Origin of the sequence: Arthrobacter sp. ISL-85, from assembly GCF_018613675.1 — a bacterium.
Classification (GTDB): Bacteria; Actinomycetota; Actinomycetes; order Actinomycetales; family Micrococcaceae; genus Arthrobacter.
This window is the reverse complement of the sequence record NZ_JAGGPQ010000005.1, coordinates 120,886-145,616: the sequence shown is the minus strand read 5'-3', so window position 1 is coordinate 145,616 and position 24,731 is coordinate 120,886. Positions and strand designations below refer to the sequence as shown.

25 protein-coding genes are annotated in these 24,731 nt (G+C 65.9%); 13 read left to right on the top strand and 12 right to left on the bottom strand.

Translation table 11 applies throughout. From position 1 onward, the window contains the following. Positions 1 to 15 precede the first annotated feature (15 nt). Positions 16 to 1,260 (top strand): mannose-6-phosphate isomerase, class I, encoded by a 1,245-nt coding sequence (gene manA, locus J7I84_RS03570; RefSeq protein ID WP_214940698.1) that lies wholly within the window; start codon positions 16 to 18, stop codon positions 1,258 to 1,260. A 91-nt stretch (positions 1,261 to 1,351) separates the two neighbouring features. Here manA and J7I84_RS03565 read toward each other — a convergent pair whose 3' ends face one another. Together J7I84_RS03565 and glpX are read right to left on the bottom strand one after the other, a co-directional pair. Then, positions 1,352 to 2,395 carry a peptidoglycan bridge formation glycyltransferase FemA/FemB family protein gene (locus tag J7I84_RS03565; protein ID WP_214940697.1) on the bottom strand — a complete coding sequence of 348 codons (1,044 nt, stop codon included), beginning with the start codon at positions 2,393 to 2,395 and terminating at the stop codon, positions 1,352 to 1,354. 86 nt (positions 2,396 to 2,481) lie between these two features. Further along, positions 2,482 to 3,504 (bottom strand): class II fructose-bisphosphatase, encoded by a 1,023-nt coding sequence (gene glpX, locus J7I84_RS03560; RefSeq protein ID WP_214941346.1) that lies wholly within the window; start codon positions 3,502 to 3,504, stop codon positions 2,482 to 2,484. 225 nt (positions 3,505 to 3,729) lie between these two features. Between glpX and J7I84_RS03555 the strand changes: the two genes are divergently transcribed. From J7I84_RS03555 to J7I84_RS03535, 5 genes are all read left to right on the top strand, one after another. Next, positions 3,730 to 4,410 carry a DUF4245 domain-containing protein gene (locus tag J7I84_RS03555; RefSeq protein ID WP_214941343.1) on the top strand — a complete coding sequence of 227 codons (681 nt, stop codon included), beginning with the start codon at positions 3,730 to 3,732 and terminating at the stop codon, positions 4,408 to 4,410. 10 nt (positions 4,411 to 4,420) lie between these two features. Next, positions 4,421 to 5,035, top strand: a complete 615-nt coding sequence (locus tag J7I84_RS03550) for a carbonic anhydrase (protein ID WP_214940696.1) — start codon at positions 4,421 to 4,423, stop codon at positions 5,033 to 5,035. Positions 5,036 to 5,121: 86 nt separating this feature from the next. Next, the gene (locus J7I84_RS03545; RefSeq protein WP_214940694.1) at positions 5,122 to 6,549 is read left to right on the top strand and encodes a class II fumarate hydratase; all 1,428 of its coding nucleotides are present in this window, start codon (positions 5,122 to 5,124) and stop codon (positions 6,547 to 6,549) included. A gap of 137 nt (positions 6,550 to 6,686) precedes the next feature. Next, the gene (locus J7I84_RS03540) at positions 6,687 to 7,358 is read left to right on the top strand and encodes a TetR/AcrR family transcriptional regulator (protein ID WP_214940692.1); all 672 of its coding nucleotides are present in this window, start codon (positions 6,687 to 6,689) and stop codon (positions 7,356 to 7,358) included. Further along, positions 7,355 to 9,055 (top strand): MDR family MFS transporter, encoded by a 1,701-nt coding sequence (locus tag J7I84_RS03535; RefSeq protein ID WP_214940690.1) that lies wholly within the window; start codon positions 7,355 to 7,357, stop codon positions 9,053 to 9,055. The genes J7I84_RS03540 and J7I84_RS03535 overlap by 4 nt, the downstream gene beginning before the upstream one ends. Before the next feature lie 137 nt (positions 9,056 to 9,192). Here J7I84_RS03535 and J7I84_RS03530 read toward each other — a convergent pair whose 3' ends face one another. Both J7I84_RS03530 and J7I84_RS03525 read right to left on the bottom strand, forming a co-directional pair. Next, positions 9,193 to 9,663 carry an NUDIX domain-containing protein gene (locus J7I84_RS03530; RefSeq protein WP_214940688.1) on the bottom strand — a complete coding sequence of 157 codons (471 nt, stop codon included), beginning with the start codon at positions 9,661 to 9,663 and terminating at the stop codon, positions 9,193 to 9,195. 40 nt (positions 9,664 to 9,703) lie between these two features. After that, a complete protein-coding gene (locus tag J7I84_RS03525; RefSeq protein ID WP_214940686.1) occupies positions 9,704 to 10,252 on the bottom strand; it encodes an A24 family peptidase in 549 nt (182 codons plus the stop codon). A 60-nt stretch (positions 10,253 to 10,312) separates the two neighbouring features. On the opposite strand from J7I84_RS03525, the gene J7I84_RS03520 reads away from it, so the two are divergent. Beyond that, on the top strand, positions 10,313 to 11,107 hold the full coding sequence (locus tag J7I84_RS03520) for a hypothetical protein (RefSeq protein ID WP_214940685.1): 795 nt from the start codon (positions 10,313 to 10,315) through the stop codon (positions 11,105 to 11,107). A 42-nt stretch (positions 11,108 to 11,149) separates the two neighbouring features. After that, the gene (locus J7I84_RS03515; RefSeq protein ID WP_214940682.1) at positions 11,150 to 11,797 is read left to right on the top strand and encodes a GNAT family N-acetyltransferase; all 648 of its coding nucleotides are present in this window, start codon (positions 11,150 to 11,152) and stop codon (positions 11,795 to 11,797) included. 158 nt (positions 11,798 to 11,955) lie between these two features. Here the strand turns inward: J7I84_RS03515 and J7I84_RS03510 are convergent, their stop codons facing one another. Next, on the bottom strand, positions 11,956 to 13,374 hold the full coding sequence (locus J7I84_RS03510; protein WP_214940679.1) for a PhoH family protein: 1,419 nt from the start codon (positions 13,372 to 13,374) through the stop codon (positions 11,956 to 11,958). A 239-nt stretch (positions 13,375 to 13,613) separates the two neighbouring features. After that, positions 13,614 to 14,375, bottom strand: coding sequence for an isoprenyl transferase (locus J7I84_RS03505; RefSeq protein WP_311381065.1), 762 nt, complete (start codon positions 14,373 to 14,375; stop codon positions 13,614 to 13,616). 148 nt (positions 14,376 to 14,523) lie between these two features. On the opposite strand from J7I84_RS03505, the gene J7I84_RS03500 reads away from it, so the two are divergent. Then, positions 14,524 to 15,267, top strand: coding sequence for a hemolysin III family protein (locus J7I84_RS03500; protein ID WP_396020024.1), 744 nt, complete (start codon positions 14,524 to 14,526; stop codon positions 15,265 to 15,267). A gap of 24 nt (positions 15,268 to 15,291) precedes the next feature. Here the strand turns inward: J7I84_RS03500 and J7I84_RS03495 are convergent, their stop codons facing one another. Both J7I84_RS03495 and mca read right to left on the bottom strand, forming a co-directional pair. Beyond that, positions 15,292 to 15,633 carry a hypothetical protein gene (locus tag J7I84_RS03495; RefSeq protein ID WP_214940673.1) on the bottom strand — a complete coding sequence of 114 codons (342 nt, stop codon included), beginning with the start codon at positions 15,631 to 15,633 and terminating at the stop codon, positions 15,292 to 15,294. 97 nt (positions 15,634 to 15,730) lie between these two features. Beyond that, positions 15,731 to 16,636: a mycothiol conjugate amidase Mca gene (gene mca / locus J7I84_RS03490; RefSeq protein ID WP_214940671.1), complete on the bottom strand. Its 906-nt coding sequence runs from the start codon at positions 16,634 to 16,636 to the stop codon at positions 15,731 to 15,733. 130 nt (positions 16,637 to 16,766) lie between these two features. Between mca and J7I84_RS03485 the strand changes: the two genes are divergently transcribed. Then, positions 16,767 to 17,225, top strand: coding sequence for a DUF4307 domain-containing protein (locus J7I84_RS03485; RefSeq protein ID WP_214940669.1), 459 nt, complete (start codon positions 16,767 to 16,769; stop codon positions 17,223 to 17,225). 152 nt (positions 17,226 to 17,377) lie between these two features. Next, positions 17,378 to 17,872 carry a transcription elongation factor GreA gene (gene greA, locus J7I84_RS03480; RefSeq protein WP_214940667.1) on the top strand — a complete coding sequence of 165 codons (495 nt, stop codon included), beginning with the start codon at positions 17,378 to 17,380 and terminating at the stop codon, positions 17,870 to 17,872. Positions 17,873 to 17,995: 123 nt separating this feature from the next. Here the strand turns inward: greA and J7I84_RS03475 are convergent, their stop codons facing one another. The 4 genes from J7I84_RS03475 to J7I84_RS03460 are packed head-to-tail and all read right to left on the bottom strand — an operon-like array spanning position 17,996 to position 22,221. Continuing rightward, positions 17,996 to 18,625: a rhomboid family intramembrane serine protease gene (locus J7I84_RS03475; RefSeq protein ID WP_214940665.1), complete on the bottom strand. Its 630-nt coding sequence runs from the start codon at positions 18,623 to 18,625 to the stop codon at positions 17,996 to 17,998. Between the two features lie 8 nt (positions 18,626 to 18,633). Then, positions 18,634 to 19,872, bottom strand: coding sequence for a threonine ammonia-lyase (gene ilvA / locus J7I84_RS03470; RefSeq protein WP_214940663.1), 1,239 nt, complete (start codon positions 19,870 to 19,872; stop codon positions 18,634 to 18,636). Positions 19,873 to 19,875: 3 nt separating this feature from the next. After that, on the bottom strand, positions 19,876 to 21,222 hold the full coding sequence (locus tag J7I84_RS03465; RefSeq protein ID WP_214940661.1) for an AI-2E family transporter: 1,347 nt from the start codon (positions 21,220 to 21,222) through the stop codon (positions 19,876 to 19,878). A 36-nt stretch (positions 21,223 to 21,258) separates the two neighbouring features. Next, a complete protein-coding gene (locus tag J7I84_RS03460) occupies positions 21,259 to 22,221 on the bottom strand; it encodes an aldose 1-epimerase family protein (protein ID WP_214940658.1) in 963 nt (320 codons plus the stop codon). A gap of 101 nt (positions 22,222 to 22,322) precedes the next feature. Here J7I84_RS03460 and galT point away from each other — a divergent pair, with 101 nt between their 5' ends. Both galT and galK read left to right on the top strand, forming a co-directional pair. Next, on the top strand, positions 22,323 to 23,480 hold the full coding sequence (galT, locus tag J7I84_RS03455) for a galactose-1-phosphate uridylyltransferase (RefSeq protein WP_214940655.1): 1,158 nt from the start codon (positions 22,323 to 22,325) through the stop codon (positions 23,478 to 23,480). Then, positions 23,477 to 24,664: a galactokinase gene (gene galK / locus J7I84_RS03450; protein WP_214940652.1), complete on the top strand. Its 1,188-nt coding sequence runs from the start codon at positions 23,477 to 23,479 to the stop codon at positions 24,662 to 24,664. The genes galT and galK overlap by 4 nt, the downstream gene beginning before the upstream one ends. The last annotated feature ends 67 nt before the right edge of the window (positions 24,665 to 24,731 follow it).

The window sequence follows — 24,731 nt, the reverse complement described above, 5'->3', positions numbered from 1 at the left end:
AGGAACGGAACAGATTTGTACGAGATTGAGAACGTCCTCCGGGACTACACCTGGGGTTCGACGACGGCCATCGCCTCGCTGCTGGGCCGTCCCGAATCGGGCGGCCCCGAGGCCGAACTGTGGATCGGCGCCCACTCTGACTCGCCGTCGGTGGCGCACCTGCCGGAGGACGGGACCCGGAGCCCGCTCGATTCCCTGATCTCCTCCGACCCGGAGCGTTTCCTGGGTGCTGAATCCGTCGCCGCCTTCGGCCCCCGGCTGCCGTTCCTGGCCAAGATCCTTGCGGCCGCCCAGCCGCTCTCCCTCCAGGTCCACCCGAGCCTGGAACAGGCCCGGGAGGGGTTCGCGCGGGAAAACGAAGCCGGCCTGGATGCCCGTGCCGCGAACCGGAATTATAAGGATGACAACCACAAGCCGGAGATGATTTTCGCCCTGACGCCGTTCGAGGCGCTGTGTGGATTTCGTGCGGTCGATGAAACCCGCAGGATCCTGCAGCACATCGCGGATGCCTTCCCGGAGGGCGGGCAGGCCCCCACATTGGTCCAGGCGCTCCTTGGAGATCTTGCCGGCGCCGACGAAGGCGCTGGACTGCGCCGGGCCTTCGAACGCCTGATCACCGGCGGCCAGGGCGTGGCAGAGGAAACAGCCCGGGTGGTGGCAGCCCTGCTCTCCGGCTCTCCGCTTGAGCCCTACCAGGCCGAGCTGGGTACGGTCATCAGCCTCAACGAAAAATATCCCGGTGACCCCGGTGTCCTGATCTCGCTGCTGCTGAACAGGATCTCACTGGCGCCGGGTGAGGCTGTCTACCTTCCCGCCGGAAACGTGCACGCATACCTGCACGGGCTGGGCGTGGAAGTCATGGCCTCATCGGACAACGTCCTGCGCGGCGGGCTGACGCCCAAGTACGTGGACGTCCCTGAACTCCTCCGCACCATCGACTTCCACCCTGTGGCCGTGCCGATGCTGGACGCGGAAAAGACTGTGATGGACCAGGAACTGTTCCGTCCGCCGTTCAAGGAGTTCCAGTTGCAGCGCATTGAGCTGGGGCCGGACGAGGGCCCAGTCCCGCTGGCGCAGGCCGGTGCGGCGCTGGTCATTGTGGTGGCAGGCGCCGTGTACCTCGACTCCCCCAAGGGCGACCTGGAACTCGCACGCGGCGGCAGCGCGTTCATTGCGGCGGCGGAAGCCCCCGTCAACGTCCACCGGGTGGCCGGCAGCGCCGGGCCGGCACTGGCCTTCGCCGTGACCACAGGCCTGTAGGCCGGCCACAGCAGCAGGAAGGGCGACGGCGGCACCCACCAGGGTCCCGCCGCCGCCCTTCTGTCTTAGCCCAACCTGTGTGGCAGCCCCGTCAGCTTCCCGGACGCAGCTTCCGGACCCGTCCGGCTGCGCCCTTCAGCAGCTGACGCCCCTGCTGGAGGCCCTTGCGGGCCAGCGGCATGGCCTTCGAGTAGGCGGGGTAGAACGGCGACAGCGGCTTCTCCCATGTTCCCAGGAGCATGTTTTCGTGCCTGGCGAACTGCTTCTTGAAGTCGGAGATGCCGTCATTGAGGAGGCCGTTGAAGTCGTACCGGCTGCAGCCGTCTTCCCGCATCGCCTGCAAGGCCGCCCACTTCACGCCGTAGTTCACCCGCTGCTTCTGTCCTTCCGCCGAGACGCCGCCGTAGAGTTCGAAGGCTGTGGCGCCGCTGCGCGAAAGCCAGGTGAACGCAAGCATTTGCTCGCCGTCGAACGCGGCGATGATCGGCGAGGAGTCGCCGAGGTTCCGGAAGATGTCCCGGTAATACTGGTCCTCGTGGATGCCGAAGCCTGCGCGCTCCGCGGTGTCATGGTAGATGGCCAGCACCTGTTCCAGTTCGGAATCGTTTTTGACCTTGCGGAACTCCACGTCGCTGCGCATGGCTTTGCGGATGTTCGCCCGGGTGGACTTGGACATCTCCGCCATCAGCTCGTCGTCGGAGCGGGTGAGGTCCAGGATGAGCGTGCGCGGGATCAGGACGGTGTTGGTGGACTCCCGGAAGCCGGCGGCGGCCACGGCACCGGCGAAAGCGGAGTCCCGGTCCCAGTCCGGTTCGATGCTGAGGGCCACGCCCCGGTGGCGGAGGGCAGCGTGCTCCGCCAGCCGGTTCAGGACCACCTGCGCGTTGTCCGCCGAGCACATGGGACCCCTGGGAATGTAGACCAGGGCACGGAACGGGACAGGAAGCCGGCGGATCAGAAGCTGGGCGGCGCCGATCGTTTCGTCCCCGGCCTTCACCAGGACCCGGTCCACGGACCAGCCGTGCGCCCCCTTGGTCTCACCCCAGCCCCACAACTGTTGCGGATGCCCCTGGAACCGGTCAACGTGCTCATCCCAGAGGGCGCGGTCAGTACAGGGCACAACAGCAGGATTCATGGCTTAAACCCTATACCAAGGCCTTAACGCCAAAGCCCCCGGTGCGTGTGGCGCACCAGGGGCTGGCAGTCAGCGAAAGCTGCAGGTCAGTTCTTGCGGGCGTAGCCTTCCCACTTGCTGGCCTGGTGCTCGCCGTCCACAAAACGGATGGTGCCGGACTTGGACCGCATCACGATGGACTGGGTCAGGACCTTGTCCTTGGAGTAGCGCACGCCCTTGAGGAGGTCGCCGTCCGTAATGCCGGTGGCAGCAAAGTAGCAGTTGTCACTGGAGACGAGGTCGTTGGTGGAAAGCACGCGTTCGAGATCGTGCCCGGCGTCGAGCGCCTTCTGCTTCTCTTCGTCGCTGGTGGGCCAAAGACGGCCCTGGATGACGCCGCCCAGGGACTTGATGGCGCAGGCGGCCACGATGCCCTCGGGGGTGCCGCCGATGCCCATGAGCGCGTCCACGCCGGTGCCGGAGCGGGCCGCGGCAATGGCCCCGGCAACGTCGCCGTCCATGATGAACTTGGTGCGCGCCCCCGCTTCCCGGATTTCCTCCACCAGCGGACGGTGGCGGTCGCGGTCAAGGATCATGACGTTGAGCTGGTTGACCTTCACGCCCTTGGCCTTGGCGATCAGGTGCAGGTTCTGCTTGACCGGCAGGCGCAGGTCCACCATGTCCGCGGCTTCGGGGCCGGTGACGAGTTTTTCCATGTAGAACACGGCAGAGGGATCGAACATTGAGCCACGCTCGGCGACGGCCAGCACTGCCAGCGCGTTGTTGATGCCCAGGGCGGTCAGCCGTGTTCCGTCGATGGGGTCGACGGCGACATCGCACTCGGGGCCGGTGCCGTCGCCAACGCGTTCACCATTGAACAGCATGGGGGCCTCGTCCTTTTCGCCTTCACCGATCACCACGACGCCGTTGAAGTGGACGGTCTGGAGGAAGGACCGCATGGCGTCGACGGCGGCGCCGTCTGCCTTGTTCTTGTCGCCAAAACCGACCCAGTGGCCGCCGGCGATGGCCGCCGCTTCGGTGACGCGGACCAGTTCCAGAGCCAGGTTGCGGTCAGGCTCATCGATGCCGACGGCGAGCGACGGGGAAAGCGTGGAGTACTTCTGGGTCATGGACGCTGGTGACACGTGAACCTCTTCTTCGAGTGGCGATCATTGAACCCGCCCGCCGGTGCAGCAGGACGGTGATTCCTCTGCTACCGATCATAGTCGTGGCACCGCGCCGCGGGCGGCCCGTGACGCAATCGCGAAATGTGCATTGTGGTTGGCCGCAGCTTGCGGGTCAGGCCCGAATGGAAGTCCGGCTCCGGGATGGGCGACTATTGAGGGGTGAATGACATGCAGGAAGCCACCAGTCCCAGCTCCGGCGAGGCGCAGCCCGGGTCCCGTCCCGGCGCCGCGGGCAGCAGTGCCGCCACCCCGGTGAAGCCCGTCATTCCGGCGGCCGCCGCCAAGCGCGCCAACGCTTCGGTGATCGGCATGATCATTGCCCTTGTGCTCAGCATCGCTGCGTTCCTGCCCGTTGTCCTGATGAATCCGCAGCCGAAGAGCGGGGGCTACCGGCCGGACATTGATGTTGCCTCAGTGGCCCGCAACGCGGCCGGTGTGGCAGGATTCACACCCGTTGCCCCCGACACCGGCAACGCGTTCCAGGCAAATTACGCCCGTTGGGAAGCCGGAACGGGCAGCGGGGTGCCCACGTGGGAGGTTGGCTACGTGACCCCCAAGACGTCCTTCATTGCATTGGTGCAGACCACGCAGGCCAACCCCACGTGGCTGCTCCAGCAGACCCGGAACGCCCCCATCACCGGTACGCGGAATGCCGGCGGCCGGGACTGGGAACTGCGGGACACCGGCAAGGGCGAAAAGTCGATGGTCCTGAACTACCGCGGCAGCACCGTTGTCCTCTCGGGAGCCGCGCAACTGGACGAATTCGCAACCCTGGCGGCCGCCGTCGTGGGCTCCCTCGAAAGCAATCCCGCCGTCACAGTTTCACCGTCCGCCCCCGCGGCACCTTAATGTAATAAGCATGGCTACTAATCTGACTCCTGCATTGGCCTGGCGCCGACTGCGCGAAGGCAACGAACGTTTCGTCACCGGCGAGTCCTCGCATCCAAACCAGAATGCTTCGCGCCGCTCATCGCTGGTGGAGACGCAGAATCCCTTCGCGGTGATCTTCGGCTGCTCAGATTCCCGGCTCGCGGCAGAAATCATCTTCGACGTCGGCCTTGGCGACGTTTTCGTGGTCCGCACGGCCGGCCAGGTGATTGACGACGCCGTCCTGGGCTCCCTTGAGTACAGCGTCGGCGTGCTGAACGTGCCGCTGATCGTCATCCTTGGACACGACAGCTGCGGTGCCGTGACGGCCACCAAGGACGCGGTGGAGACCGGCGAGATGCCGCCCGGCTTCATCCGCGACCTTGTGGAGCGCATCACGCCCTCCGTGCTGACGTCCCTGCGGAATGACCAGCCCGAGGTCAACGACATGGTGGTGGAGCACGTGAAGCAGACGTCGCAGCGCCTTGCGGACAGCTCGCGTGTGATTTCCGCCGCAATTGAGGACGGCAGCACCGCCGTCGTCGGCCTTTCCTACCGGCTGGCAGAAGGCCGCGCGGACTTGGTTTACGGAATCGGAGAGCTCTAGGAGCCGCGTGCCGGCGGTCCAGGGGGCCGCCGGCACGCTCCCTTAACGGTTTTCGATGGGGCGCCGGATCGCCATAAGCTAGCCCCATGACTTCCACTGAAGAGTTCCGCATTGAACATGACACGATGGGCGAAGTCCGCGTCCCCGTGAACGCACTGTACCGCGCGCAGACGCAGCGGGCAGTGGAGAACTTCCCCATCTCCGGCAAGACCCTGGAGCGCACCCACATCGAGGCGCTGGCCCGGGTCAAGAAGGCTGCCGCCCAGGCCAACGCAGAACTGGGCGTGCTCGACGGCGAGCTGGCCAAGGCGATCGCAGATGCAGCCGATGAAGTGGCCGCCGGTAAGTACGACGGCGACTTCCCCATCGACGTTTTCCAGACCGGCTCCGGCACCTCCTCGAACATGAACACCAACGAGGTTCTGGCCGAACTGGCAACGCGTGCGCTGAAGGCCGCCGGCAGCGACAAGGTGGTCCACCCCAACGACCACGTCAACGCGTCGCAGTCCTCCAACGACGTGTTCCCCACGTCGGTCCACGTTGCGGCCACCTCTGCCCTGATCAACGACCTGATCCCAGCCCTGGGCTACCTGGCGGAGTCCCTGGAGCGCAAGGCCGTTGAGTTCAAGGACGTCGTGAAGTCCGGCCGCACCCACCTCATGGACGCCACCCCGGTGACCCTGGGCCAGGAATTCGGCGGCTACGCCGCACAGGTCCGCTACGGCATCGAGCGCATCAACGCCTCACTCCCCCGCGTTGCGGAGGTTCCGCTGGGTGGCACCGCCGTGGGCACCGGCATCAACACACCCGCCGGCTTCCCCGAGCGAGTCATCGAACTGCTGGCCACGGACACCGGCCTTCCGCTGACCGAGGCCCGCGACCACTTTGAGGCCCAGGCCAACCGCGATGGCCTGATTGAAGCCTCCAGCCAGCTGCGCAACATCGCCATCTCGTTCATGAAGATCAACAACGACCTTCGCTGGATGGGTTCGGGCCCCAACACGGGCCTGGGCGAAATCGCCCTCCCGGACCTGCAGCCCGGCTCCTCCATCATGCCCGGCAAGGTCAACCCGGTTATCTGCGAGGCGTCCATCATGGTGGCCGCCCAGGTTATCGGCAACGACACCGCCATCGCCTGGTCCGGCACCAACGGCGCTTTCGAGCTCAACGTGGGCATCCCCGTGATGGCCGCCAACCTGCTCGAGTCCATCCGCCTGCTCGCCAACACCAGCCGCGTCATGGCGGACAAGATGATCGACGGCATCACCGCCAACGTCGAGCGCGCCCGCTTCCTGGCCGAGGCTTCCCCGTCCATTGTCACCCCGCTGAACAAGTACATCGGCTACGAGAACGCCGCCAAGATCGCCAAGACCGCCGTCAAGGAGGGCCTGACCATCCGCCAGGCCACCGAGCAGCTCGGCTTCGTCGGCGACGGCGAGGGCAAGGTTTCCGAGGCCGATCTCGAGAAAGCACTGGACGTCACCACCATGACGGCCCCGGCGCACAAAGCCTGAGTCCCTACCGCTTAGCTGCCGACGGCGGCCCGTCACCTTTCGTGGGAAAGGTGACGGGCCGCCGTCGTACTTTAAGCGCGTCCTGCAGCCGTCACAATAACTTGCACTAACTCAAATTTAGTGCAAACATTTACTTTGTGACTGAAAGTGCAAGTTCCGATCCAGGCCTGCGTGAGCGCAAGCGCGCAGCCACCCGCAGCGCCATCACCTCCACTGCCCGCGCCCTGACTGCCGACCGCGGACTCAACGGATACACCGTGGAGGAAGTGTGCGAGGCCGCGGGAATCTCGCGGCGGACCTTCTTCAACTACTTCCCCACCAAGGAGGACGCCATCATCGGCCACGCCGACGACGATATTCCGTCGGACGTCATCGAGGAGTTCGTGGCCGGTGGCGCCGACTCGCCCGCCGGCGAGATCTCCCCCAGCCTGTTCCGCGACCTCATCCGGCTCTCGCTCCGCCTGGCCGAAGGCATGTCAGCCTCCGAGGAAGACACCCGCCAGCTCATCGGGGTGGTCCGCAAGGAACCGCAGCTCATCCTGCGCATCATCGGAGTCACCGAGCAGCGCGAAGCCCAGTTCGCGCGGGACGTCGCCCGGCGTGAAGGAGTGCCGGCGGACCACCCGGTGGTCCAGATGGCAGTGGTGCTGCTCAGCACCATCGCCCGCAAGAGCAGCATGGCCTATTTCTCCGACGGCAATACCCGCACCTACCCGGACCTGCTGCTGGAGAACATTTCCGCGGCGCGCGTCCTCTTTTCACAACCGTTTGACACCCCTGATACCACCCCCGCAAAAGGACAACCATGAGTACCGCCACCGCCAAGGCCCCGGCAGGGCCCCTGCTGTTGACGCAAAAACGCATCTGGATCATCTTTTCCGCGCTGATCGCCGGAATGCTGCTGTCCAGCCTGGACCAGACCATCGTCTCCACCGCGATGCCCACCATCGTGGGCAAGCTTGGCGGTGTGGAGCACCAGGCCTGGATCACTACGGCCTACCTGCTGGCCACCACCATCGTGATGCCCATCTACGGCAAGTTCGGTGACATCCTGGGCCGGCGCAACCTCTTCCTGGTGGCCATCGCGCTCTTCACAGTGGCGTCGGTGGGCTGCGCGCTGGCCTCAGATTTTTGGGGCTTCGTGATCTTCCGCGCCATCCAGGGCCTGGGCGGCGGCGGACTCATGATTCTCTCCCAGGCGATCATCGCCGATATCGTTCCCGCCAAGGAGCGCGGCAAGTACATGGGCCCGCTCGGGGCCATCTTCGGCCTCTCCGCCGTTGCCGGCCCGCTGCTGGGCGGCTTCTTCGTGGACCACCTCACCTGGGAATGGGCGTTCTACATCAATATCCCGGTTGGCCTTGCCGCCTTCGCCATTGCCTGGTTTGCCCTGACCCTGCCGAACAAGAAGGCCGAAAAGCGGATCGACCTCCTGGGCGTGGTGCTGCTGTCCGCCGCCACGACGAGCCTGATCTTCTTCACGGACTTTGGCGGCAAGAAGGACGAGGGCTGGGATTCCCCGCTCACGTGGGCGTTTGGTGCGGGCCTGCTGGTTTCGGCGGCCGCTTTCGTAATGGTGGAGCGCCGCGCGGAGGACCCCATCATTCCGCTGAGCCTGTTCCGCAACCGCATCTTCATCAACGCCACCGCCATCGGCTTCACCCTGGGGCTGGGCATGTTCTCCGCCATCGCGTTCGTACCCACGTTCCTGCAGATGTCCTCCGGTACGTCCGCTGCGGAATCCGGCCTGCTCATGCTCCCGATGATGGCCGGCCTTATGGGGACCTCCATCTACTCGGGCATCCGGATTTCCAAAACGGGCAAGTACAGGATGTTCCCCATCCTGGGCGCCATCTTCACCATGGCGGCCATGCTGTGGATGACCACGCTCGCCGCCAGCACCCCCATCTGGGTCATTTGCCTCCAGCTGTTCGTCTTCGGCGCCGGCCTGGGCCTGATCATGCAGGTAGTGGTCCTGGTGGTCCAGAACTCCGTGCCGGCGGACCAGATCGGCACCGCCACCAGCACCAACAACTACTTCCGTGAAGTGGGTGCCGCGATGGGCGTGGCAGTGTTTGGCTCGATCTTCACCACCCGGCTGTCGGAAGCCCTCACCAGCGCCTTCACGGGGGCAGGAGCCTCCGCCGAGCAGGCCGGGCAGTCCACCCGGACCCTGGACCCGCAGTCACTTAACCAGCTCCCGGAACAGCTGCGTGACGCCATTGTGAACGCCTACGCCGATTCCCTGGCACCGGTGTTCTGGTACCTCCTCCCGTTCATCGCCGTTGCGCTGCTCCTGGCCCTCACGCTCAAGCAGATCCCATTGTCCGACACCGCCGGTATGGTGGCACGCGGTGAGGCAGTGGGCGGAGAGGAAGCCGAGCGGCTCGCCGCCGGCGGCAGGCCGGAAGGGCCGGACGCGTCCGAGGTGCGGGAAGGGGCGGACCTAAGTGACCCGTCAGACGTGAAGGACGACGACGGCGAGTTGGTTTCCCAAAGCCGCTGACCGACGTCGGACACTGGCCTGCGTGGCGCCGCTTTAGCCGGCGCCTGCTTGGGCCCGGACGCAAGGGACCAACAGGGTCGCCGCAATCTTGGGGGTTGCGGCGCCCCTGTTTCTTTTCGGCTTCAGTGCTGCAGGTTTTACGGCTCGAAGTGCACGGCCGCGGAAGATGTCAGCGCCTGGCGGATGCTGGTGAGGTGCCCGGGCATGAGTTCGGGAAGTTCGTCCAGGCTGAACCAGCCAACGGCAAGGGATTCGTCGTCATTGACCCTGGCTTCGCCGGAGACGTAGCGGCACAGGAACACTACGTCCAAAAACTCGCAGACATCGCCGTTGGGGTAGGTGACGGGACCCACTGCGCCTACGGACACCACGCGTTCGGCCTCGGCCACCACAGCCGTTTCCTCGAAGATCTCACGGACCAGGCCGCGGGCCGGCTGCTCCCCCGGGTCCAGCATGCCGCTGATGAGCGCCCACTGGCGGTTGTCCGCCCGCTGGGCCAGCAGGACGCGGCCAGCGGCATCGACCACCACGCCCCGGACGCCGGGAACCCAGAGGGGATCATTGCCGATTTTCTTGCGCAGCTTCAGGACGTACTCGGGTGCAGGCATACCGCCAGCCTAGCGAACGCCCCCACAGGACACCTGCAGTTCAGGCTGGAAGCAGCATGGCAGCCGCGGCCCCCGCGAGCATGAACGGCCCGAACGGGATGGACGATTTCAACGTCCCCCGGCGGGCGGCAAGAAGGGCCAGGGACCAGAGGCCGCCCAGCAGGAACGCCAGGAAGGTCCCCGCAAACAGGTGCCCCCAGCTGAGGTAGCCAAGGTACATGCCCAGCACACCTGCAAGCTTGACGTCGCCGAATCCCATGCCCGGCGGATAGACGAAGCGGAGGACGAAATAGAACAGCCACAGGATTCCGGCCCCTGCCACCACGCGAAGGGCCGGGGCCGCCAGGATTCCAGTGACGGCGTCACCGGCGGCCGGAAGTGGGCTGGCCCAGGCAACGGCTGCTGCCGCCAGGAGGAGAGCCCCGGCCACCGCGTAGGACGGAAAGACGATCCGGTTGGGCAGGAGGTGGTGCCGGACATCGATGATGGTGAGCCGGACCGCCATCACCGCAAAGTAGAGGCAGGCCGCCAGCACCAGCCAGAAGGCAAGCGGGGTGTGCTGCCAGAGTTCACCGAGTCGTCCAATCACCCCTCGGATGCTACTGGATCCACCCATTCCCGCCGTAGTGCCCCCGCGTAAAATGTGGATATGTCGACCTGGGACTCCCGGCGCAGCCCGGCTCCGGACTCTCCTGCCGCCCCGGCGGACCTGCCCACCGTGTTCCGGAACCTGTGCCGGTCCTCCCCCTGGAAGTGGCAGTCGCTGCGGTTTGAGTACTGGGACCAGGCGTATGCGTCAGCCCCCGCTCCCGGTGCCCCCTTCGTCCGTGCCTGGCTGCGCCGTCCGGGCGCGCTCCGCCTGGAAAGCCCGGAGCGCCTGGTCCTGCACAGCACCACCGGAATCAACGATTCCCGTGACGTTTTCTACGTGAGTGCCACCCGCAAGTCCTGGCTCCTCCCTCCGCATCTGGTCACCCCCGTGTACGATGACGGCGGGCTGGTGCGCCGCCGGCCCGAAGCCGCGTACGGCGAGCCCGGGTTCGGCAACGGCCGTTTCTCCGCTGCGCTGGACCCCGTGGAACTCGCGGGTAACGCGCCCGTGCCCATCGAATTTCCGGGCAGCAACGCGCTGGACATTCGGGAGGTACGGTCTTCCGACCACGAAGGCCGGCCCGTCATTGAAGCGGTGGTGGCCCCCAACGCCGCCTACCGCCCCATCGATCCTGCCGCTCCCCTGTGCCTTCCCGGGCGTTCCCTCCTCCGCATGGACGTGGGCACCGGCGTCTGCGTGTCCAGCCAGTCACTGGAACCTGAAACGGAAGGGTATGGCCACTGGATCCGGATCATCGCCGTGGACGAGTACATGCTGGATGACCTGTTCCTGGCCGAGTCCATGAACCTCACCGATGTCCGCCGGCACATCAGCTGGGACATTCCCGCCTGAGCATGACACAGCCCGGCGGTGCTCATCGGTTAGGCTTCGCGGATGACGACGATGAGCTCCATTTGGCCCCTGTTCGACCTCAGGCTGACCACGCCCCGCCTGGAGCTCCGGCCCATCACTGACGCGGACATCCCGGCAGCCGTGGACGCCGCCCGCACCGGAATCCACGATGCATCCAGGAACCCCTTCAGCACGCCGTGGACAGAGCTGCCCGACGACGAACTGGGCGCCAACATGGCCCGCTGGTACTGGCGCTGCCGCGGGGAGTTCACGCCGGAGAACTGGACCCTGCTTTTGGGCATCTGGCACGAGGGGCAGTTCATCGGCTGCCAGGACGTGGGTGCGAAGGACTTCGCGGCGCTAAGGACGGTCACCACCGGTTCGTGGCTCAAGCAGTCCGTCCAAGGCCAGGGCCTCGGCAAGGAGATGCGCGCCGCCGTCGTCCTGTGGGCCTTTGACTGGCTCGGCGCCGAAGTGGCCGAATCGGAAGCCGCCGCCTGGAACAGCGCCTCCTTGGGGGTATCCCGCACCCTCGGCTACGAGCTCAACGGCACCACCCGCAAAGCCTGGGGCACCAAAGTCCAAACAGTCCAGCACGTCCGCCTCACCCCGGGGACCTTCAAGCGCCCTGGCTGGGCCCTCCAAGTCCAAGGCCACGAAGCAGCGGCGAAGTTCCTGAAGGTCACGTGACTCCAAGCAGGGTTGCGGTCCTTCTCGTAGGAGCGCATCGCGACGCATCGGCCGCCGGAGGTCGCCCAGCGACCGGAGGCGGCCCTATGCGGTGTGTCTAAGCGACGGAGAAGGGCCGTGGCCCGGCGAACCCAGCCACGGCCCTCATCCAGGTGAAGCTAACCCTCGAGGAGTTCTGTCACCAGGGCGGCGATTGGGGACCTTTCCGAGCGGGTCAGGGTGACGTGGCCGAAGAGCGGGTGTCCTTTCAGGGTTTCGACGACGGCGGCGATTCCGTCGTGGCGTCCGACGCGGAGGTTGTCCCGTTGGGCGACGTCGTGGGTGAGCACGATTTTGGAGTTCTGGCCGATGCGGCTCATAACGGTCAGGAGGACGTTCTTTTCGAGGGACTGGGCTTCGTCGACAATCACGAAGGCGTCGTGGAGGGAGCGTCCGCGGATGTGGGTGAGCGGCATGACCTCCAGCATCCCCCGGTCCATGACTTCCTCCACCACCTCCTGGCTGGCCAGGGCGCCGAGGGTGTCAAAGACGGCCTGCGCCCAGGGGTTCATTTTCTCCGACTCTGAGCCGGGCAGGTAGCCGAGTTCCTGGCCGCCCACTGCGTAGAGGGGCCGGAAGACGATCACTTTGCGGTGTTCCCGGCGTTCCAGCACAGCTTCAAGGCCCGCGCACAGGGCCAGCGCGGACTTCCCGGTGCCGGCGCGGCCTCCCATGGAAACGATGCCCACCGAGGGGTCCATCAGCAGGTCGATGGCCAGCCGCTGCTCGGCGGAACGGCCGTGGAGGCCGAACACGTCACGGTCGCCCTTGACGAGGCGGACCTGCTTGTCGGAGCCCACCCGGCCCAGTGCGGAGCCGCGGTTGGACAGCAGCACCAGGCCGGTGTTGACCGGCAGTTCGGCCGCGGCGGGGATGAAGACGGGTTCGTGGCCGTAGAGGGTGGAGATTTCGTCCTCGTTGGCTTCGATTTCGGCAACGCCCGTCCAGCCGGAGTCCTTGACCAGTTCGTTGCGGTACTCGTCGGCTGTGAGGCCCATGGCGGAGGCCTTGACCCGCATGGGCAGGTCCTTGGACACCACGGTGACGTTGCGTCCCTCGTTGGCCAGGTTCTTGGCGACGGCGAGGATCCGGCTGTCGTTGTCCCCGCTGCGGAAGCCCAACGGCAGCACCTCCGCGGAGATGTGGTTGAGTTCCACCATGAGAGTGCCGCCCTCATCCCCGATGGGAAGGGGCTGGTTGAGGCCGCCGTGCTTGACCCGGAGGTCGTCCAGGAGCCGCAGGGCGTTCCGGGCGAAGTAGCCGAGTTCCGGGTCGTGCCGCTTGGCTTCGAGTTCGGTGATGACTACCACCGGTACCACCACCTCATGTTCGGCGAACCGCAGGAGTGCCCGCGGGTCGGAGAGCAGGACGGAGGTGTCGATGACGAAGGTGTGGATGTCGGCGTCCCTTCCGGAGACAACAAAACCGGCCGCAGCATCAGTTGCTGCGCCGGTTCCAGTGGTGGCTCGCTTGGCGCGAGAGGTAGCTTTGCCGCCCTGTCCAAACGGGACCTCAGGCAGTTGTTCAGAAGTAGCCACATCGACTCCAGCCCCGGGCGCCAGCCCGGAATTGTTATTGGTGAGGCGGCTCGGCCACGAGGCCGGGTCCGGCCTCCCATACAACCGGCGCGATGTTTCGCTCCATGTACTGGCCTCCCCGATCAGCCGGCGGTTTTGCCAGCTGATGGATATAACGTAAATCCACGCCGGGTAGTTTCCGCAACCATTACGCGGCGATTTCCCTTGCAGATATATGAACTCGTGATGAACAGGGGTTTTCAGGCGCCGAAGCGCCGCTGCCGGCCGGCGTAATCCCGCAGGGCGCGGAGGAAGTCGACCTTTCGGAAGGCGGGCCACAGGGCCTCGCAAAAGTAGAACTCGCTGTAAGCGCTCTGCCACATCAGGAAGCCCGAGAGGCGCTGCTCGCCCGACGTCCTGATCACCAGGTCCGGGTCCGGCTGGCCGCGGGTGTACAGGAAGCGCGAGATGTCATCAACGCACAGGTCGTCGGCGAGCTTGGCGATGTCCATGCCCTTGTCGACGGCGTCATGCAGGAGTTCCCGGACGGCGTCAACGATCTCCCGGCGGCCGCCGTACCCCACCGCCACGTTGACATGGATCTTTTCCCGGACGGGGGTCCTGGCGGTGAGCTTGTTGAGGCGCTCGGCCAGGTAGTCCGGCAGCAGCTCAGGGGCACCCATGGCATGCACGGAAATGTTTGCGTCCTCGTCCAACCGGTCCAGGGTGTTGGCGATGATGCCCATCAGGAGGTCGAGTTCCTCGCTGGAGCGGTTCATGTTGTCCGTGGACAGCATGTACAGCGTCACCACTTTGACGCCCAGTTCCTGGCACCAGCCCAGGAATTCGTGGATCTTGTCCGCACCGGCCTGGTGGCCCTGGGCGGTGGGGGCGTTGAACTGCTTGGCCCAGCGCCGGTTGCCGTCCACCATGACGCCGATGTGCCGGGGAATGCGGTCGCGCGGGAGGTCCTTGAGCAGGCGGCGCTCGTAGTAGCCATAGAGGAACCCGGGTAACTCCACGCGTCCACTCACCTGACTTTCCTGCCGTACGTACATCCACATCCTAGGCTACCGCCCGGGCGGCCTCGGGACAGGCAGCATTGCAGGGAGGGCTTCCAAGGGATGTTACCGAGCGGTAACTTACCGGTCCGTAAGTTATTCTGGTGCCATGGACAGTGACTCTCCGCAGGCCTCCCCGGCGCCCCGGCCGGAAGACAGAAGTGAAGGCGCGGACCAGGAGCCCACCGCAGTGGATGACGCCGCGGTCCGCCTTGCGGAACTTCTCATGATCAAGCCCAAGTGGCGCGGCTGGATCCACACCGTTACGGCCCCGCTGGCCCTCGCCGCGGGAATCATCCTGGTTGTCCTCGCCCCCACGGCGGACCGCCGGATCACGTCTGCCATCTACGCTGCCACCGGCGTTTTACTGTTCGGCGTCAGTGCCGTGTACCACCGCGGCAACTGGTCACCGCGGGTCAAGCTCGTCCTCAAGCGACTGGACCACACCAACATCATGCTGGTGATCGCCGGCACCTACACGCCACTGGCGTGGACACTCCTGGAACGCCAGCAGGCGGTGGTGCTGCTGTGGGTGATCTGGGCCGGGGCCATCCTCGGAGTGCTGTTCCGGTTGCTGTGGACTGACGCGCCGCGCTGGCTCTACGTTCCCATCTACATCGCCCTCGGGTGCGGCGCGCTCTTCTACCTGCCGCAGTTCTTCCAGGCAAGCGTTCCCGCCGCCGTGCTGATCTGCGTGGGAGGCGTCCTCTACATCACGGGCGCTGTCTTCTACGCGCTGAAAAAGCCCAATTTCAGCTACTACCACTTCGGCTTCCACGAACTGTTCCACGCGTTCACCGTGTTTGCCTTCGCAGCCCACTTCGGGGCGATCGCCCTGGCGGTCCTTGCCTAAGCCTCCGTCACCCGCGAAACTGCTTTATTCGCGCGGCCGCGAAAGCCCGCCTGCCGGGCCGTTTCCATTGGCGTCCGGCGCTGCCGGGTCCGTTCCGCCGTCGAGCCCGTCCTGGGCGTCCGCTGCGTCAATGTCTGCCGCGGCAGCGGCCGCGAGGCGCTCTTCCTCCACCTGCGCGCGGTAGCGGACCCTGCGGATCCTGCGCACCATGTCCACGATGAGCAGGGCGGTGGCCACCACGAAGAAGGCCGTCATGATGAACCCCAGGAGGCCCGGCGTTACCTGGTCCTCGGATATTCCGTCCCGGAGCGTCGGAGTGGGCAGCGGACTCGGCGTGGTGGCGAGGCGGAGAAGCAGAGAATGCACGGTTAATACCTTCTGGTGGAACGGATGCAGCAGGACGGGAAAGGAACGGGCCGTCGCCGCGCCTGTCTTCTATGCAAGATAGAAATAGCCTGCCCGTCTATCTTAGCCCTGCGAACAGGTCCTTCTCGGGGAGTTGGGACGGCACCCGGGAGTGGATCAGGGAATAGTCTTCCCACGGCCAGACCCGGCGCTGCATATCCGGCGAAACAGCGAAGAAGAACCCCAGCGGGTCCACCTGCGTGCGGTGGGCACGCAGGGCCTCGTCGCGCGTTTCGAAGAAGTCGCCGCAGTCCACCTGCGTAGTGGTGGGGTGTGCCGCAGGAGGCGGAGTGTGCCCCTCGGCGTCGGACTCCAGCCACGCCGCCAGGCGCTCAGCGTACGGAGACTGCAGGCCCGCCTCTTCCAGCGCAAAGTGCAGGGCCCGGAACCGTTCAGGGCTGAAGGCACGGTCGTAATAAAGCTTGCTCGGCTCCCAGGCCTCCCCCGCCTCCGGGTAGCGTTCCGGATCGCCCGCCGCGTGGAAAGCTTCCGCCGCTACCCGGTGGGACATGATGTGGTCCGGGTGCGGGTAGCCGCCGTTCTCGTCGTAGCTGAGGATCACGTGGGGCTTGAAGGACCGCACCAGCCGGACAAGTGGCGCCGCGGCCTGGCGCAGGGGCAGGGTGGCGAAGGAACCGGCCGGCAACGGCGGGAGCGGGTCGCCTTCGGGGAGGCCGGAGTCCACGAAGCCAAGCCACCGCTGGCGGATGCCCAGGATGGCAGCAGCCCGCTGCATCTCCAGCCTGCGGGCACCGGCCATGTCCCGCTTGGGGTGGGGCACGCCTTCCATGGCGGGATTCTGGATGTCGCCGCGGGAACCGTCCGTGCACGTTGCCACCAGGACATCGACGCCGGCAGCCGCATACATCGCCATGGTTGCAGCGCCCTTGCTGGATTCGTCATCCGGGTGGGCGTGGACCGCGAGCAGCCGGAGCGGCACCTGGGAGTTGCTGGACGCTGTCATGGAAGGGACGGCTCCTTAATTGTCTTGCGCGGCTTGTGGCAGCTTGCGGATGTTGGTTGCGGGTGAATCGACCGGCGGCAGCTGTAACCACCGCAAAAGAGCCCGGCGGAAAGGGCACTAAACTGGTCTGGTGACTTCCCCGGACCAGCCGGCCCAATCCGCGCCCGCAGACACTAGCCTAGCCAATCGGTATGGTGCTAAAAAGCGCCGGCTCTCCCCTGCGGCCGCCCGGACTGCCATCGGTGTCGCACTGCTTGTGGGAATTGGCTTCCTGGCGTGGGTGACCACGTCCGACTCGCTCTCGGGCGTGACATACAAGGACGTGGGTTACAGCACCACCGATGCCACGCTTGCCGAAGTGGACTTCCAGGTCACCCGGGACCCGGCCAAGGCCGTCAAGTGCGCCGTGAAGGCGCTGGACGCCAAATTTGCGGTGGTGGGCTGGAAAGTGGTGGACATTCCGCCATCAGCGGCGGATGGAACGCCCGACGGCGGCAAGACAGTCGCCCAGCGCGTCACCTTGCGCACCGAGTCGGCGTCCGTGTCCGGCGTGGTGGACAGCTGCTGGATTCCCGGCGGGGCATCGTAAGGGACGTGATCTTCGACGCTTGCTTGTTGGGTTATCTCCAAGGGATTGACTACAATGGAGAGATACCTTTACCCCGCTGAGCTGGTTACTGTTCCACAAGTGGCCACCGTGGCGGGGTCTTTTGCATTGTAGGACCACTAGAGGAGAAGTCCGTGTCTACCACCAACAGCGCATCTGCAGCCTGGCTTACCCAGGAAGCTTTTGACCGCCTGAAGGCAGAGCTGGACCACCTTTCCGGCGCAGGCCGGGCGGAGATCGTCCAGAAGATTGAAGCAGCGCGGCAAGAGGGGGACCTCAAGGAAAACGGGGGCTACCACGCAGCCAAGGAGGAGCAGGGCAAGATTGAAGCCCGCATCCGCCAGCTGACGGTGCTGCTCCGGGACGCCCATGTGGGTGAAGCGCCTGCCGATGATGGCATCGTTGAGCCCGGCATGATCGTGGTTGCCAGGATCGCCGGCGATGAGGAGACCTTCCTGCTGGGGTCGCGCGAAATAGCGGGCGACTCAGACCTGGATGTCTTCAGCGAGAAGTCTCCCCTTGGTGCGGCGATCCTGGGACACAAGGAGGGCGAGACCCTCGGCTACGTTGCGCCGAACGGCAAGGACATCAAGGTGGAAATCCTCTCCGCCAAGCCCTACACCGGCTAGCGCCGGGACAGGCAGGAAGCCTGTCCTGTGAAGAGCGGCGGCTGTCCCCACCAGGGGGCGGCCGCCGCTCTTTTATCTGTGCTGTGGGTGGGGGTGCTGGGGGTTGGGGTGGAGGACCTGCGGTCAGGGTTCCCGCGGGAGCGCAGGGAGGCGCCGGCGAAGCAGCAGTGCCGCCACTACCCCGCCCGCGGCACCACCCAGGTGCGCCTGCCAGCTCACGTAGCCTGCCACAAACGGCAGGGCACCCAGCAGGATACTGCCGTAGCCCATGAAGAGGACCACTGCGAGCAGGATCTGCCGCCAGCTGCGGTTGAAGAACCCGCGCACCAGCAGGAACGCGAAGAGTCCAAAGACCAGGCCTGACGCGCCCACCGTGACACCCGTGCCGATGAGCCAGACTGTCACCCCGCTGCCAAGCCAGCTGAAGGCCAGCGCGGTGAGGAACACGCGCAGCCCGGAGAGGAACACGAGGAAGCCAAAGATGACCAGGGGCAGGCTGTTGGAAAGCAAATGGTTCAGGTTGGCATGCAGGAGCGGGAAGGTGAAAATGTCCAGCAGTCCGTCGGCAGTCCTGGGCCGCAGCCCGAAAGTCCGGGTGAGGGCGCCCATCATCAGTGTGTTGACCACTTCGATGGCGAACAGCAGGGCCACGAAGCCACCCAGCACTGCCAGCCCGCCCTTGGCGCGCGAGGCAATAATCTGCCGCGCCGGGGCGCCCCCGTTGCCCGTCAGTCCGTTACCCAGCCCGGCCATGGCCGTTCCTAATGCACAACGATCGGCTGGAAACCCTCGGCACGGAGTGCGCTGAGGACCTGTTCACCGTGCTGGTGGCCCTTGGTCTCCAGGTTCACGGTGATGGAGACATCCCCCATGCTGATGGATCCCCCCACCCTCGTGTGGTCCAGGCCAGTGACGTTGGCATCATTTTCGGCGATGATGCGGGCAATGGTCGCGAGGGAACCGGGCCGGTCGTCAAGCATCATCCGTACCGTCATGTATCGGCCAGCGGCGGAAAGGCCGCGCTGGATGACCTTGAGCATCAGCATGGGGTCGATGTTCCCGCCGGAGAGTACGGCCACGGTGGTCCCGGGGTTCTCGATCTTGCCGTCCATCAGGGCTGCAACCCCCACTGCCCCTGCGGGTTCCACCACCATCTTGGCCCGCTCGAGCAGGAAGATCAGGGCGCGGGCCAGGGAGTCCTCGCTGACGGTGACCACATCGTCCACCAGCTCGCGGATGATGCTGAAGGGCAGCTGTCCCGGCCGTCCCACGGCAATGCCGTCCGCCATGGTGGAGACCCTCTTCAGTGGCACCAGGGCGTCAGCGGCAAGCGAGGGCGGGTAGGCGGCAGCGTTCTCCGCCTGGACGCCTATGATGCGGATCTCCCGGCCGAGTTCCTTTGCACGGGCTTTGATGGCGACGGCGACACCGGCCAGGAGCCCGCCGCCGCCCACGCCCATGAGAACAGTGTCAACGTGGGGAACCTGCTCGAGGATTTCCAGCCCGACGGTCCCCTGGCCTGCCACCACGTCCACATTGTCGAAGGGATGGACGAAGACCATGCCCGTTTCATCGCTGTAGCGCTGGGCTTCGGCGAGCGCCTCGTCCACGTTGTGCCCGTGCAGGATGACTTCGGCACCGTGGCTGCGGGTAGCAGCAAGTTTGGGCAATGCTACGCCCAGGGGCATGTAGATTCTGGCCTTGATGCCAAGGCTTTTGGCAGCAACGGCAACGCCCTGTGCGTGGTTGCCGGCCGAGGCCGCCACCACTCCCCGTTTTTTCTCTTCCGGGGAGAGCCGCGCCATGCGGACGTAGGCGCCACGTACCTTGAACGAGCCGGCGCGCTGCAGGTTTTCGCATTTGAAGAAAACCTCGCCGCCCACCATGCCGCCCAGCGCCCGCGACGACTCCACAGGGGTCCGCGTAATGATCCCGTCAAGCAGCTTCTGCGCCTCAAGGACATCGTCCAGTGTGACGGGAAGGGTTTCAAGGATCTTCACGGACTACTCTCCTCTGGGTTCTGCCCCGGCGCCCTCCGGAGAGGCGGTACGGGCATCACGGTGTTCGGATGAAGTGCCGGCCACCGGGCCGCTCCCCGCGTCGGATGCAGACGGCGGCTCAACGTCCTCGACGGTGTTGTCCCCGCCCACTCCGGCTGTGATGGGCTGCCCGGCAATTACCGGCACCTGTTCATGTTCCCACGTTCTTGCGGCAATGTAGCGAACGGCCGAGTTTGCTACGGCCAGGATCGGTACGGAGAACAGCGCTCCAGGGATGCCGGCAAGATAGGAGCCCGCCGCAACGCTGAGGATCACTGCCACCGGGTGGAGTGACACCGCCTTGCCCATGACCAGGGGCTGCAGGATGTGGCCCTCCAGCTGCTGGACCAGCAGGACGATTGCCAGCATGATCAGGGCGTTGACGGGGCCGTTGGCCACCAAGGCCAACAGGACGGCTACGACGCCCGTCAACAGGGCACCCACCACCGGAATAAAGGAACCGAGGAAGACCAGCACGCCCAGGGGAAGGGCCAGCGGAACACCGATGATCGCGGCGCCTACCCCGATGCCCAGGGCGTCGACGGCCGCAACGAACATCTGGATGCGCGCATAGCTGACCATGGACGCCCAGCCCTTGTGGCCGGCGCCGAACGTGGCGGCCCGGGCTTTGCGGGGAAGCATCCTGACCAGGAAGGCCCAGATCCGGTCCCCCTCCAGGAGGAAGAAGATGAGGATGAACAGCGAGAGGAGCAAACCGGCGGCGAAGTGTCCGGCGGTGCTTCCGAAGGACAGGGCGCCGCTGACGATGCTGCTGCTGTTGTTCTGCAGCGCGTCGGTGGCTTCCTTGATGTACTGGTCGATCTGGGTGGCCGTCAGGTGCAGGGGGCCCGCGGACAGCCAGTCCTGGACCTGCCGGACGCCCTCGAGCGCCTGGGAATAGAGTTCACCGAAACCGACCGCCAGTTGCCTGCCCACCAGGGCCACCGCACCGGCGATGACGCCGATGAAGCCGAGGACTGTCACGGCGACGGCCAGGCCTGCCGGCAGACCACGCCGCTTCAACCAGGCCGTGACCGGACTGAGGAGTCCAGCGAGGAGGGCTGCCACCATGATCGGGATAATCAGGAGGGTGACGTGGCTCAGCAGCCAGACCAGCGCCCCCGCCATCAGGAGGATCAGGCCCAGCCGCCACGACCAGGAGGCCGCGATGCGGATACCGTACGGGATGTCCTTGTCGAGTTCGCGGTCAGTCAGGACCCGCAACGGCGCTGCCGCGGCGGGTGCCGGCGCGGGAGCTGGGTGGGCCGGCGCTGGATGGGCAAGGGTAACGTCGTCCTCTTTTGGCGTCATAATGCCCATACTTCCCCAGCAGTGGCCCAACGCAAACTACTGCGCCACCGTGCGGGGCGTGTAGTCGATGCCCCATTCCATGCTGAAAGACTCACCGGCAGGCAGCCAGCGGAGACCGTCACCGGAGTTAAAGGCATTGGCCGGACCAGTCATCGGCTCCACGGCTATTGCCCGGGTCCGGCCCGGATACACCGTGCTCACGTAGATGTGGACGAACTGGCAGGACTCGTCCTGCCAGAGCGACACGGTGCTGCCGTCGCCCGCTAAAAGGGTATGCCTTGCCACCCCGCCCTCAAAGCGGAGGTCTGTCAGGGCAACATCCACTGCCAGGCCAGCGACGTGCCGGCCGGAACGGAAGTCAACATCCCCGTCAACAGGGGCCGAACTGCGCGGAATCAAGCGTTCATCGGTGACCAGCCGGGTGTCGGCGGCTACCGTCAGCTGCAGTTCCTCCACCGGGGCGTCACCAACCCGCAGGTAGGGGTGCGCACCCAGGACGAAGGGTGCGGCCGCCGTGCCCTCGTTGGTAAGGGTCTGCCGGACACGCAGGCCGAGGTCCTCCGAAAGCTGGTATTCCACCCGGTGCCGCACCAGGAAAGGGTAGCCGTGCTGCGGAAAGACGGTGGCCTCCAGCGCCACAGCATGCGGGGCTTCCCCCGCCGGAGCATAACCTGTGTTTCGGAGCAGGCCGTGGCTGGCATTGTTGCGGGACACTTCGGTGATGTCCAGTTGCTGCTTCCTGCCGTCAAGGAACCATTGCCCGCCCTCTACCCTGTTGGCCCAGGGTGCCAGCGTGATCCCCGCACCGCCCGGAGAGATCTCGTCATCGCCGTACGTCTCGGTCAGCAGGATTCCGCCCCGGCTGAACAAGCGGAGTCCGGCGGCGAGCTCGGTCACCACGGCCACGGCATCTCCCCGGCGAAGTTCGTATTGCCGGCCGGTGGCGCAGGACCGGGTGGATGCAACGGCAGAAGTTCCCTGTTCGGAAGAGGCAGTCATGGAAATTACCGTACAACGTGCGGCCTCACACCTCCATCCCAATTCCTGTTGCTTTTTGTTCAAAACTATTCTTTTTTGATCGCTTGTGTCAGACTTTTTGCATGACAGGGATTACCAGCACCAGACTCTCCGACGGCCGGGAGCTGATCTACTTCGACGATGCCGGCACCAGGACCTCGCGCGAAGGGCACCTCACCACTGACCACCGCGGGCTCCCACCACGGGGGGAACCCGGCGAGGTCCGCTTCGATGCGCTGACGGACGAATGGGTCGCCGTAGCCGCACACCGGCAGGCCCGCACCCACCTGCCGCCGGCGGACCAGTGCCCCATCTGTCCCACCACCCCGGGCAATGCTTCCGAGATTCCCGCTGCCGACTACGACGTGGTGGTCTTCGAAAACCGGTTTCCCTCCCTGGGGCCTGCGCTGGGAACGGTCCCTGAAGATGCCGCCTGGGGAACGAAGGGCCCGGCGTACGGCCGCTGCGAGGTGGTGTCCTTCACCCCGGAGCACACCGGATCCTTCAGCGGGCTAAGCCAGGAGCGGTCCCGGACCGTGATTGAAGCGTGGTCGCAGCGCACCGCTGCCCTCAGCGCCATGGCGGGCGTTAAGCAGGTCTTCCCGTTCGAAAACCGCGGCGCTGACATCGGAGTGACACTGCACCATCCGCACGGGCAAATCTATGCCTACCCCTACGTCACGCCGCGCGCCGACGTCCTGGGTGCGGCGGCCCGGAAGTATTACGACGCGAAGGACGGCAGGAATACCCTGACGGGTTCGCTGCTGCGCGCTGAGCGGGAGGACGGCAGCAGGATGGTGCTGGAAGGAAAGCACTTCAGCGCCTACGTGCCCTTCGCAGCCCGGTGGCCCCTGGAAATCCATCTGGTCCCGCACCGCCAGGTCCCCGACCTCGCCCACTTGGGAGGGGAGGAAAAGGATGAGCTGGCACATGTCTACCTGGACCTGCTCAAGCGGGTTGACTCCCTGTACCCCACGCCAACGCCCTATATCTCCGCCTGGCACCAGGCACCGCTGGATGACGTCCTGCGGCCGGCGGGCTACCTCCACCTCCAGCTGACCTCCCCCCGCAGGGCAGCCGATAAGCTGAAGTACCTGGCCGGGTCGGAGGCAGCGATGGGCGCTTTCATCAACGACACCACGCCCGAAAGCGTGGCGGAACGGCTGCGCAATGTTGCCGTCCCGCCGTCGTCCACGCCTGCTGACGCCCTGGCCGCCACCCCGGAAGGAGCATCCGCATGAACACCCGGAACCAGGACCACAACGGGGCCGCAGCGGACGCGCCGCAGGATCTCAGCGCCCGCTTTGAGCAGGAGTTCGGCGCCGCCCCCGACGGCGTATGGCAGGCGCCCGGGCGGGTGAACCTGATCGGCGAACACACGGATTACAACGAAGGCTTCGTCCTGCCCTTCGCCATCGACCGCACTGCCCGGGTGGCCGTCGCCGTCAGGCAGGACGCCACCGTACGGCTGTTGTCCACCTATGGCGACCAGGGCGTGGTCACCACCACGCTGGACTCGCTGCAGCCCGGGAAGGCCAAAGGCTGGACCAAGTACCCCCTGGGCGTCATGTGGGCCCTCAGGGACCGGGGCATCGACGTCCCCGGACTGGACCTGCTCCTTGACTCGAACGTTCCGCTCGGCGCCGGCCTGTCGTCGTCGCACGCCATCGAATGCGCTGTCATCACCGCGCTGAACGACGTCACGGGCGCCCGGCTGGAGGCACAGGACATGGTGCTGGCAACCCAGCGGGCGGAAAACGACTTCGTCGGGGCGCCCACTGGGATTATGGACCAGTCGGCCTCCCTGCGCGGTTCAAAAGGGCACGCCGTATTCCTGGACTGCCGGGACCAGGCCGTACGCCTGGTCCCGTTTGAGACCGAACCGGCCGGCCTGGTGCTCCTGGTGATCGACACCAAGGTGTCCCACTCGCACGCAGACGGCGGCTACGCCTCGCGCCGGGCATCCTGCGAGCTGGGCGCGGAGGTCATGGGGGTGAAGGCTCTGCGGGACCTGGAGGTGGCGGACCTTGAGGAGGCCAGTGGGCTGCTGGACGAGGTGACCTTCCGTCGGGCGCGGCACGTGGTCACCGAGAACAGCCGGGTGCTCCAGACCGTGGAGTTGCTGGGTGGCCCGGGGCCCAGTGCAATCGGTCCCCTGCTGGACGCCAGCCATGCCTCCATGCGCGACGATTTCGAAATCTCATGCCCTGAACTGGACCTGGCGGTGGAGACTTCGCGGGCCCATGGGGCCATTGGCGCGCGGATGACGGGCGGGGGGTTTGGCGGCGCGGCAATAGCACTGACGCCCGTGGATTCAGTGCAGAAGGTGCGTGACGGCGTCGCCAAGGCATTTGCCGACGCCGGCTTTGCGGCGCCGGAGATCTTCACCGTCTCCCCTGCCGCAGGTGCCATGCGTATCTCCTAGGCACGCGCGCTCGCCTTTAACGGCCGTGGGCCCCACCAGTCCGGTGGGGCCCACGGTTGTTTCATTT

Excerpts from the sequence above, each read along its gene's own strand:
- J7I84_RS03550 (WP_214940696.1), top strand. The coding sequence starts at position 4,421 with ATGGCTACTAATCTGACTCCTGCATTGGCCTGGCGCCGACTGCGCGAA.
- J7I84_RS03465 (WP_214940661.1), bottom strand. The coding sequence starts at position 21,222 with ATGACGCCAAAAGAGGACGACGTTACCCTTGCCCATCCAGCGCCGGCC.
- J7I84_RS03530 (WP_214940688.1), bottom strand. The coding sequence starts at position 9,663 with ATGCCTGCACCCGAGTACGTCCTGAAGCTGCGCAAGAAAATCGGCAAT.
- J7I84_RS03555 (WP_214941343.1), top strand. The coding sequence starts at position 3,730 with ATGCAGGAAGCCACCAGTCCCAGCTCCGGCGAGGCGCAGCCCGGGTCC.
- J7I84_RS03520 (WP_214940685.1), top strand. The coding sequence starts at position 10,313 with ATGTCGACCTGGGACTCCCGGCGCAGCCCGGCTCCGGACTCTCCTGCC.
- galT (WP_214940655.1), top strand. The coding sequence starts at position 22,323 with ATGACAGGGATTACCAGCACCAGACTCTCCGACGGCCGGGAGCTGATC.
- mca (WP_214940671.1), bottom strand. The coding sequence starts at position 16,636 with ATGACAGCGTCCAGCAACTCCCAGGTGCCGCTCCGGCTGCTCGCGGTC.
- J7I84_RS03515 (WP_214940682.1), top strand. The coding sequence starts at position 11,150 with ATGACGACGATGAGCTCCATTTGGCCCCTGTTCGACCTCAGGCTGACC.
- J7I84_RS03460 (WP_214940658.1), bottom strand. The coding sequence starts at position 22,221 with ATGACTGCCTCTTCCGAACAGGGAACTTCTGCCGTTGCATCCACCCGG.
- J7I84_RS03565 (WP_214940697.1), bottom strand. The coding sequence starts at position 2,395 with ATGAATCCTGCTGTTGTGCCCTGTACTGACCGCGCCCTCTGGGATGAG.
- J7I84_RS03475 (WP_214940665.1), bottom strand. The coding sequence starts at position 18,625 with ATGGCCGGGCTGGGTAACGGACTGACGGGCAACGGGGGCGCCCCGGCG.
- glpX (WP_214941346.1), bottom strand. The coding sequence starts at position 3,504 with ATGACCCAGAAGTACTCCACGCTTTCCCCGTCGCTCGCCGTCGGCATC.
- J7I84_RS03545 (WP_214940694.1), top strand. The coding sequence starts at position 5,122 with ATGACTTCCACTGAAGAGTTCCGCATTGAACATGACACGATGGGCGAA.
- J7I84_RS03535 (WP_214940690.1), top strand. The coding sequence starts at position 7,355 with ATGAGTACCGCCACCGCCAAGGCCCCGGCAGGGCCCCTGCTGTTGACG.
- galK (WP_214940652.1), top strand. The coding sequence starts at position 23,477 with ATGAACACCCGGAACCAGGACCACAACGGGGCCGCAGCGGACGCGCCG.
- J7I84_RS03500 (WP_396020024.1), top strand. The coding sequence starts at position 14,524 with ATGGACAGTGACTCTCCGCAGGCCTCCCCGGCGCCCCGGCCGGAAGAC.